This is a genomic window from Aeromonas sp. DNP9 (assembly GCF_001728955.1).
In the GTDB taxonomy this organism is placed as follows: domain Bacteria; phylum Pseudomonadota; class Gammaproteobacteria; order Enterobacterales; family Aeromonadaceae; genus Aeromonas; species Aeromonas veronii.
Window position 1 is genome coordinate 137,050 of record NZ_LYSQ01000011.1, and the last position, 8,326, is coordinate 145,375.

The window sequence follows — 8,326 nt, forward strand, 5'->3', positions numbered from 1 at the left end:
GGGATCAGGAGCGCCATTTCAAGATGGTCCAGCGCCAGGCGTGGCGCAGCACCAGAGGAGTTAACGCCAACGCGCTCAGCCAGTGGGCCCAGCTGGCGAGGTTGCCCATGGCATCGCCCGGAGTGCCGTGCAGCACCAGCAGCAGGCCGCTGGCCAGACAGATCAGCAGCAGGGCTTCGATAATCCGCCCCGTAGTGCGTAAAAAGGGTTTGTTGCTGCGGTTCAACAAGCTGCGATGGGAGAGCCAGAAGGCGCCAAATAGCAGCGGAAACAGGGTGAGCGAGAGCATCACATGGAAAAACAGATTCCAGCGTGCCAGCGACCAGAGCGGGGTCAGCGGTTCCCACAGCAGCAGGCCGGAGAAGAACATCAGGTAGAGGGTGCCCTCGGCGGCCTGATGGTGGTAGGCCAGCCACTGCCAGAATTGTCGGGGTGAGAGAGAAAGGCTTGTCATAAAGGCTCCAGCACCCGGGCGGGGCAGCCCGGGGGGAGCAAGTTTATAACGCAGGAAGAGTAATGAAAAGTGTTATCAATTGTATTGCTGGTGAATCAAGGCTGAACAAGCACAGTGATCAGGCTCGACTATTTATGCTCCGCCATCCGCTCGGTCACCGCATAGATGAGCGCGGCCAGCGAGAAGGCGAGAAACACCACCACGGACCACTTCATATCCACTTCATTGATGATGCCATCTTCGAGAAATGCCTTGAGCACCTCCACTCCGGCAATAGTCACCAGCGAGTTGATGACGATGAGCTTGAGGGAGGCAAAGTTGATCTTGCTGAGCCAGTTGCTGCTAAGGGAGGCGCGCTGCTCTTCCGTCTGGATAAATTGCACATAGCCACAGATAGCAACCAGGATCAGCATCTGGGCCACCAGTATAAAGTCCACCAGGGTCAGCACGCCGGTAATGAGGTCCAGATAGGGGATCTCGAAAATGTTTACAGAAAGCTGATAGAGCTGCATGGCAAATTTTACCATCAGCAATACCACGCAGATGAGAATGCCAATGTAGAAGGGGAACATCATCAATCTGCTGCCATTGAGCATGAAGTTGAATCGACGCATGAGAACTCCGATGTTGGGAACAGGGGTAAATAGAGTGAGTATGGCGCGAGCAGCCCGCAGCGTTGCAAGGCCGTGGGGACTGATTATGCCGGGTCGCCCCCTGCTTGCGCCTATAAAAAAATAAAAAGCCATCATAAAAAATAAAACCGCATCCCGCTGTCTTATTTGTGATTTTTCCCTGCCGTAACATGCCGCTTCTCAATTCAGGGGGGCAACTGCCTCCCTCCTATTTATCAGGCTCGGCCCACCGAGAATGGCCGCTTGCCAGGAGTGTTGCGATGCGTATTGGTCTGCTGTTGAGTATGGGGATGCTGGTTGCAAGCGGGGTTCAGGCTGAAGCTCTGGGAGCCATTCCTGAGGAATCTGGCTTTTCCGGCAGCGTGCTGGCGGGAGTCAGCGTTGGCGAGACCAAGTCCAATTTTGCCACGGGGAGTGCAGGTAGCGAGCGTATTGACGCTTTGGGCGCAGCAGCGCCACCTTGATCCGGTGATCAACGGGGATCTTCGCTACACCTTTGCCTCCACCGGTAGCCAGCTGTTTTTGGGCAATCTCATTCAGGATGCCATTCGCGGCGACGGTACCCAGCAGTTCGGGCTGCGCCAGCAGCTGGGGGACAAGGGGATCGTGGCCGGTTCGCTGGTGTTCAATGCCACCCCGGTCAAGGTCTGGCGCGATCCCTTTGCTGTGGGTGTGGAACGCGAGCAGAGTGATGTGCGATCCCACGGCGCCCGTCTGGCGTGGGACAACATCTGGGGCAGTGCGCTCAGTGGCAGCATCACCAGCCGCGACGTCAAGGTGGATGGGGAGTCCAGCGGCGAGCAATATGGCCGCGCTGTGATGGGGATGCTGGATCGCAATGGCCGGGCCAACTCCGCCGAGCTCTCCTACCAGTTCCGGCTGGCAGACGATCAGTTCCTCGAGCCAGCATTGCGCTATGAGAAGGCTGATCTGGCGGGCAGTGCCGAGTCTTATGTGAGCAAGGGGTTGCAGCTCACTTACGCCAAAACCTCGCCCCGCTGGTCATTTGTCAGCAACCTCTATCTGGGCAAGCGGGACTATGACGAGGCCAACCCGCTGTTTGGCCAGTTTGCCGACAGTCGCGACATGGCCATCGATGCCACTCTCTTCTGGCACCAGCTGTTTGGCATTGCGCCGCTCTCTGCACTCTTCAGCGCCAGCTACGCCAATGCAGACTCCGGGATCGACTTTTACGACATTCGCGCCACCAGCATCACCACAGGTCTGCTCTACCGTTTCTGATCCCGGCATCCGGCAGCGAGACGAGGTGTACACACAGGGGCTGGTCAATCCAGCTCTTTGTTTATGGGATGGCGCGCAATTGGCATGTCACGCTGTGTGCAGGTTGGTCATCGTATGCAAGCAAGAGACGTTATGACAAAGAGAGTTTGAGAGCAGAGCGAGGCAGGGACGTAAGCGAACAGCAGATACGAAAAAGCCCAGCCAAAAGGCTGGGCTTTAGAATTTGGCTCCCTCGACAGGACTTGAACCTGTGACATACGGATTAACAGTCCGCCGTTCTACCGACTGAACTACGAGGGAAAAGTGGCTCCTCCTACTGGACTTGAACCAGTGACATACGGATTAACAGTCCGCCGTTCTACCGACTGAACTAAGGAGGAATTGCCTGTCTCGTTAAGACGGGGCGAATATTAATGACCAGGGCGGCGGGTGTCAACCCGCGAATTTCCCGAAAACCGGATTTTCGGATTGTTTGCCCAAAAGTTGCGCTTTGAGGTTTATTTTCAGCACAATCAGTCCCTTGCCATCGCTCCCCCCAACTGGCGCAGGGGGCATTGGTTCGGTTCGCATCAACCTGATGATGACAGCATGATGTCGCGAACGTGCTGGCAACCAGATGAGGCTCAAATGGTAATCTTTGTGGCAAAAAGGGGGAGAGCAGGAGCCAAGATCGGCGATTTGGCGGCAAATAGGCCAAATAATGGGTGAGCGCGCGTTTCATTGATCCTGCCCATCGAAAAAATGGCCCGTCTGGAGTAAGGTTACGCAGGATACCATCGCCGCGTCGACAGCCCTGCCGGCCCTTGATGATGATCGGGCGCCGGATCTCTCCGGCCTTTATCTCCCTCTTCTGGTATTACGATATACATGCACAAGCAAGCCTCTTTAAATAGCGTGAAGCTCGCCATAGCCTTACGCCAGTCCTGTATTGATGAACCCTACAGCATGGCCCGCTTCGGCCGTGATCTTATCGCCGGTGTGACGGTGGGCATCATCGCCATCCCGCTCGCCATGGCGCTGGCCATCGCCAGCGGTGTACCGCCGCAACACGGTCTCTATACCGCCATCATCGCCGGTATCGTGATCGCCGTGACCGGTGGCTCCCGTTACTCCATCTCCGGCCCAACCGCTGCCTTTGTGGTGATCCTCTATCCGGTCGCCCAGCAGTTCGGGGTCGGGGGTCTGTTGATGGCGACGCTCATCTCCGGCCTTTTTCTGGTGGCGATGGGGATGGCCCGTCTTGGCCGCCTTATCGAGTACATTCCCCCATCAGTGACGCTGGGCTTTACCGGTGGTATCGCCATCGTGATCGCCACCTTGCAGATCAAGGACTTCTTTGGACTGAGCGTGCCCGAGATGCCGGAAACCTATCTGGGCAAGGTCGAAGCGCTGGCCGCCGCCCTGCCCAGCTGGCAGTGGGGCGATACCCTGGTGGGGGTCGCAACGCTGGCCGTGCTGCTGCTCTGGCCGCGCCTGCGTCTGCCGGTGCCTGGCCACCTGCCCGCAGTGCTGGTCGGGGTGGGTCTGGGTTTTGGTCTCCATTACTTTGGGGTGGATGTGGCCACCATTGGCAGCAAGTTCAGCTATACCCTGGCTGATGGCTCCCAGGGGATGGGGATCCCGCCCATCGCGCCGACCCTGGTGATGCCCTGGGCCTTGCCCGGACCGGATGGCTTGCCGGTTGAATGGAACCTGGCGGCTGTTGAGCGGCTGCTGCCTGCCGCCTTCTCCATGGCGATGCTGGGGGCGATCGAGTCGCTGCTCTGCGCTGTGGTGCTGGATGGCATGACCGGTCGCAAACACAGCTCCAACGCCGAACTGGTGGGGCAGGGGCTTGGCAACATCTTCGCCCCCTTCTTTGGCGGTATTACCGCTACCGCCGCCATCGCCCGCTCTGCCGCCAACGTGCGTGCCGGCGCTACGTCCCCCGTCTCGGGGATCGTTCATGCGCTGGTGGTGCTGGCCGCCATTCTGGTGTTGGCCCCCTGGCTCTCCTGGTTGCCGCTCTCGGCCATGGCTGCCTTGCTGCTCATCGTGGCCTGGAACATGAGTGAAGCGCACAAGGTGGTGGAGCTGATCCGACGCGCGCCCAAATCCGATGTGCTGGTGCTGCTGGTCTGCCTGTCGCTCACCGTTATCTTCGACATGGTCATCGCCATCACCTTCGGGGTGATCCTGGCGTCCCTGCTCTTTATGCGCGAAATCGCCAAGATGACCAAACTGCACGATTTGGCCGAGCACAAGCGCTATGCCCACGAGGTGCCGGACAACGGCCTGCTCTACAAGATCAACGGCCCGCTTTTCTTCGCCGCAGCCGAACGGGTCTTTGCCGAGCTGGAAGCGCAAGTGAAAGGGCACCAGATGCTGGTGTTGCAGATGGAGGCGGTTTCCATCCTCGATGCGGGCGGCCTGTCTGCCTTCCTCCACTTTGGCAAGCAGATGGCTAAAGCCGGTGTCGAGTTGCGGGTGGCCGAGTTGCAGTTCCAACCGCTCAAGACCCTGGCCCGTGCCAAGGTGCGGCCGCAGCCCGGCAAGCTGGAATTTTACGGCTCGCTGGAAGAGGCGCTCAAAGGTGAACATTTGCACGAAGCGGCAGTAAATTGATTGAAAGGGATACGAAACGGCATATTTTTGGTCACTTGGTTCGGATATTGAGCAAACGAACGCAAAAAGTAAAAAATTGCATTGACCAAAAGCCATCGTATCCCTTACATTACGCCCCGTCGCCGCGGCATGGCCCGCCAGCGAATGTGCAGCTCAAGCACACAAAGCAGTGAGCAAAAATTTGGTGAGGTGTCCGAGTGGCTGAAGGAGCACGCCTGGAAAGTGTGTATACGGCAACGTATCGAGGGTTCGAATCCCTCCCTCACCGCCAAATTGCAAAAACCGACCTGATGGTCGGTTTTTTGTTTTTAAGCGCCATCCTGATGTGGGTACCTGCAGGGTGGAGCGATAAACCTCGCTTGGTTTGTCCGAAGTTGCGGCTCGTCTTAAAGGGTGGCAATGCAGAATGATCTGTGGCCTGTCGCTGCGGATATGACATTAACCGCCACAGCGTACTGCCAGATTGAAAGCCCTGATGTTTCCATCAGGGCTTTTCGTTATCCGCGTTTTTCGCGGGCGCGGTAGGCAAGCCGATGGCGATGGGCGGCGGGCTCGGGTATAGTCCTGCGCCAATGGCGTTATCCTGTTTTGCTGACCCGTCGTGGCCCTGGTGGTGGCGAGGGGCAGGCCTGTGTAAGGAGTGTTATGAAGTTCAGTCCCCTGCTCGATGAGATGATGAAAGCCCTGCAGGTATTGCCGGGGGTGGGGCCCAAGTCTGCTCAGCGGATGGCCTTTACCCTGCTCGAGCGCGAGCGCAGCGGCGGTTTGCGGTTGGCCCAGTTGCTCTCTCGCGCCCTGACCGAGATTGGTCATTGCAGCCACTGCCGCACCTTTACCGAGAACGATCGCTGCGATATCTGCGCCAATCCCAAGCGCGAAGAGAACGGTCTGCTCTGCGTGGTGGAGAGCCCGGCCGATGTGGCCGCCATCGAGCAGACCGGCCAGTTCTCCGGCCGTTACTTCGTGCTGATGGGTCACCTGTCGCCACTGGACGGTATCGGCCCCGAGGAGCTGGGGCTCGATATTCTCGAGCGCCGCCTGAAGGAAGAGCACATCAGTGAACTGATCCTCGCTACCAATCCCACCATCGAGGGGGATGCCACCGCCTGGTATATCGCCGACATGGCCCGTGCTGCCGGGGTAGAGGTGAGCCGCATCGCCCACGGCGTGCCGGTGGGGGGCGAGTTGGAGCTGGTGGATGGCACTACGCTCTCCCACTCCCTGATGGGGCGCCAGCGCTTGAAATAGCAAGGCGAAAGCCAGTTTCCCCGCATTAATAGCGGTCGCGCTGGGTAAGAAATAGCCATTTGAGCGGATTTAAAGGGGCGAGTGAGCGGGATTGCACACTCGCCCCTTGATATTTGATTGGCCGTCCCCATCTAGGTTGGGCATATGTTCAACCCGATGTTTCTGAGGATTGGTCCATGACCCAAAGTGTTCATGCCGAAACCCACGGCTTTCAGACTGAAGTCAAACAACTGCTGAGCCTGATGGCTCACAGCCTCTACTCCAACAAAGAAGTATTCCTGCGCGAGCTGATCTCCAACGCATCCGATGCGGCGGACAAGCTGCGCTTCAAGGCGCTTTCCGATGCCTCTTTGTTCGAAAACGACGGCCAGTTGCGTGTGCGTCTGGTGGTGGACAAAGAGAAGCGTACCCTGACCATCTCCGATAACGGGATCGGTATGACCCGTGATCAGGTGATTGAGCACCTAGGTACCATCGCCAAGTCCGGCACCGCAGAATTCTTCAAAAACCTCTCCGGCGATCAGGGTAAGGATTCTCAGCTGATCGGCCAGTTCGGTGTGGGTTTCTACTCCGCCTTCATCGTGGCCGACAAGGTGACCGTGGTCTCCCGCGCCGCCGGTACTGCTCCGGAGCAGGGCGTACAGTGGGAATCGGAAGGGGAAGGCTCCTTCACCGTGGCTGACGTGACCAAAGAGGGTCGCGGTACCGACGTTATCCTGCACCTGCGTGCCGAAGAGGACGAGTTCCTCGACGACTGGCGTCTGCGCTCCGTGGTGAGCAAATATTCCGACCACATCAGCGTGCCGGTCGAGATGTACAAAGAGGGTACGCCGGATCGCGAAGAGGATGGTGAAACCATCGTCGGCACCCCGGGCGAGTGGGAGCAGGTCAACCGCGCGACTGCACTGTGGACCCGCAACCCGAAAGATATCAAGGACGAGGAGTATCAGGAGTTCTACAAGCACGTCGCCCACGACTTTGAAGATCCGCTGCTCTGGGGTCACAACCGGGTGGAAGGGGCGCAGGAGTACACCAGCCTGCTCTACGTGCCGGCCCGCGCACCGTTCGACCTCTACAACCGCGAGCAGAAGCACGGTCTGAAGCTCTACGTACAGCGCGTCTTTATCATGGACGACGCCGAGCAGTTTATGCCGACCTACCTGCGCTTCGTCAAAGGGGTGCTGGACTCCAACGATCTGCCGCTCAACGTTAGCCGTGAAATCCTGCAGGACAACAAGGTGACCGCCTCCCTGCGCAAGGCTTGCTCCAAGCGGGTTCTGACCATGCTCTCCAAGCTGGCGAAAGACGATGCCGAGAAGTACGCCAAGTTCTGGAGCGAGTTCGGTAACGTGCTCAAAGAGGGCCCGGCCGAGGATTACGCTAACCGCGAAGAGATCGCCAAGCTCTTGCGCTTTGCCAGCACCGCTGGTGAAGGCGAGGCCCAGACCGTCTCTCTCGAGGATTACGTTGGCCGCATGAAGGAAGGTCAGCAGAAGATTTACTACATCACCGCCGACTCTTATGCCGCTGCCAAGAACAGCCCGCACCTCGAGATCTTCCGCAAGAAGGGTGTCGAAGTGCTGCTGATGTGGGAGCGGGTGGATGAGTGGCTGATGAGCCACCTGACCGAGTTCGACGGCAAGCAGCTCATCTCCGTCACCCGTGGCGAACTGGATCTCGGCGATCTGGAAGATGAAGCATCCAAGCAGGCGCAGGAAGAGGCCGAAAAAGCCAACGCCGGTCTGGTTGAGCGGGTCAAGAAGAGCCTCGGTGAAGCAGTGAAAGAGGTGCGTGTCACCCATCGTCTGACCGACTCCCCCTCTTGCATCGTCACCGACGCCTACGGCATGAGCACCCAGATGATCAAGCTGATGCGTGCGGCCGGCCAGCCGGTACCGGAGCAGAAGTACATTCTGGAGCTCAACCCTGATCACGCGCTGGTGAAGAAACTCGACACCATTGAAGACGAGGCACTGTTCGGAGAGTGGGTCACCCTGCTGCACGAACAGGCCCAGCTGGCCGAGCAGGGCGGGCTGAACGATCCGGCGAGCTTCGTCTCCCGCATCAACCGTCTGCTGTTGCAAGCCTAAGCCGCAACGCCGATAACAAAAAGCCCACTGCATGCAGTGGGCTTTTTTGATCCCGC

Annotated in this window: 5 protein-coding genes, 3 tRNA genes and 1 pseudogene; 5 read left to right on the top strand and 4 right to left on the bottom strand. The window is 58.4% G+C overall.

Annotation, left to right across the window (positions count from 1 at the left end; all coding sequences use genetic code 11):
* Nucleotides 1-4: 4 nt before the first annotated feature.
* Both A9G06_RS09535 and A9G06_RS09540 read right to left on the bottom strand, forming a co-directional pair.
* Nucleotides 5-454: a hypothetical protein gene (locus A9G06_RS09535; RefSeq protein ID WP_005352687.1), complete on the bottom strand. Its 450-nt coding sequence runs from the start codon at nt 452-454 to the stop codon at nt 5-7.
* A 128-nt stretch (nt 455-582) separates the two neighbouring features.
* Complete coding sequence (locus A9G06_RS09540) at nt 583-1,068, bottom strand: YqhA family protein (protein ID WP_005333692.1); 486 nt, start codon at nt 1,066-1,068, stop codon at nt 583-585.
* A gap of 278 nt (nt 1,069-1,346) precedes the next feature.
* Here A9G06_RS09540 and A9G06_RS09545 point away from each other — a divergent pair.
* Nucleotides 1,347-2,328, top strand: a pseudogene (locus tag A9G06_RS09545) (DUF2860 family protein).
* A 224-nt stretch (nt 2,329-2,552) separates the two neighbouring features.
* Here the strand turns inward: A9G06_RS09545 and A9G06_RS09550 are convergent.
* Together A9G06_RS09550 and A9G06_RS09555 are read right to left on the bottom strand one after the other, a co-directional pair.
* A tRNA-Asn gene (locus A9G06_RS09550) sits at nt 2,553-2,628 on the bottom strand.
* Between the two features lie 4 nt (nt 2,629-2,632).
* A tRNA-Asn gene (locus A9G06_RS09555) sits at nt 2,633-2,708 on the bottom strand.
* A gap of 487 nt (nt 2,709-3,195) precedes the next feature.
* Here A9G06_RS09555 and dauA point away from each other — a divergent pair.
* From dauA to htpG, 4 genes are all read left to right on the top strand, one after another.
* Complete coding sequence (dauA, locus tag A9G06_RS09560; protein WP_069555074.1) at nt 3,196-4,932, top strand: C4-dicarboxylic acid transporter DauA; 1,737 nt, start codon at nt 3,196-3,198, stop codon at nt 4,930-4,932.
* 183 nt (nt 4,933-5,115) lie between these two features.
* Nucleotides 5,116-5,203, top strand: a tRNA-Ser gene (locus tag A9G06_RS09565).
* Between the two features lie 374 nt (nt 5,204-5,577).
* Nucleotides 5,578-6,180 carry a recombination mediator RecR gene (gene recR / locus A9G06_RS09570; protein WP_019444931.1) on the top strand — a complete coding sequence of 201 codons (603 nt, stop codon included), beginning with the start codon at nt 5,578-5,580 and terminating at the stop codon, nt 6,178-6,180.
* A gap of 176 nt (nt 6,181-6,356) precedes the next feature.
* Complete coding sequence (gene htpG / locus A9G06_RS09575) at nt 6,357-8,270, top strand: molecular chaperone HtpG (protein ID WP_069555075.1); 1,914 nt, start codon at nt 6,357-6,359, stop codon at nt 8,268-8,270.
* Nucleotides 8,271-8,326: the final 56 nt, after the last annotated feature.

Coding starts and splice junctions, on each gene's coding strand:
- A9G06_RS09535 (WP_005352687.1), bottom strand. CDS start 454: ATGACAAGCCTTTCTCTCTCACCCCGACAATTCTGGCAGTGGCTGGCC.
- htpG (WP_069555075.1), top strand. CDS start 6,357: ATGACCCAAAGTGTTCATGCCGAAACCCACGGCTTTCAGACTGAAGTC.
- A9G06_RS09540 (WP_005333692.1), bottom strand. CDS start 1,068: ATGCGTCGATTCAACTTCATGCTCAATGGCAGCAGATTGATGATGTTC.
- recR (WP_019444931.1), top strand. CDS start 5,578: ATGAAGTTCAGTCCCCTGCTCGATGAGATGATGAAAGCCCTGCAGGTA.
- dauA (WP_069555074.1), top strand. CDS start 3,196: ATGCACAAGCAAGCCTCTTTAAATAGCGTGAAGCTCGCCATAGCCTTA.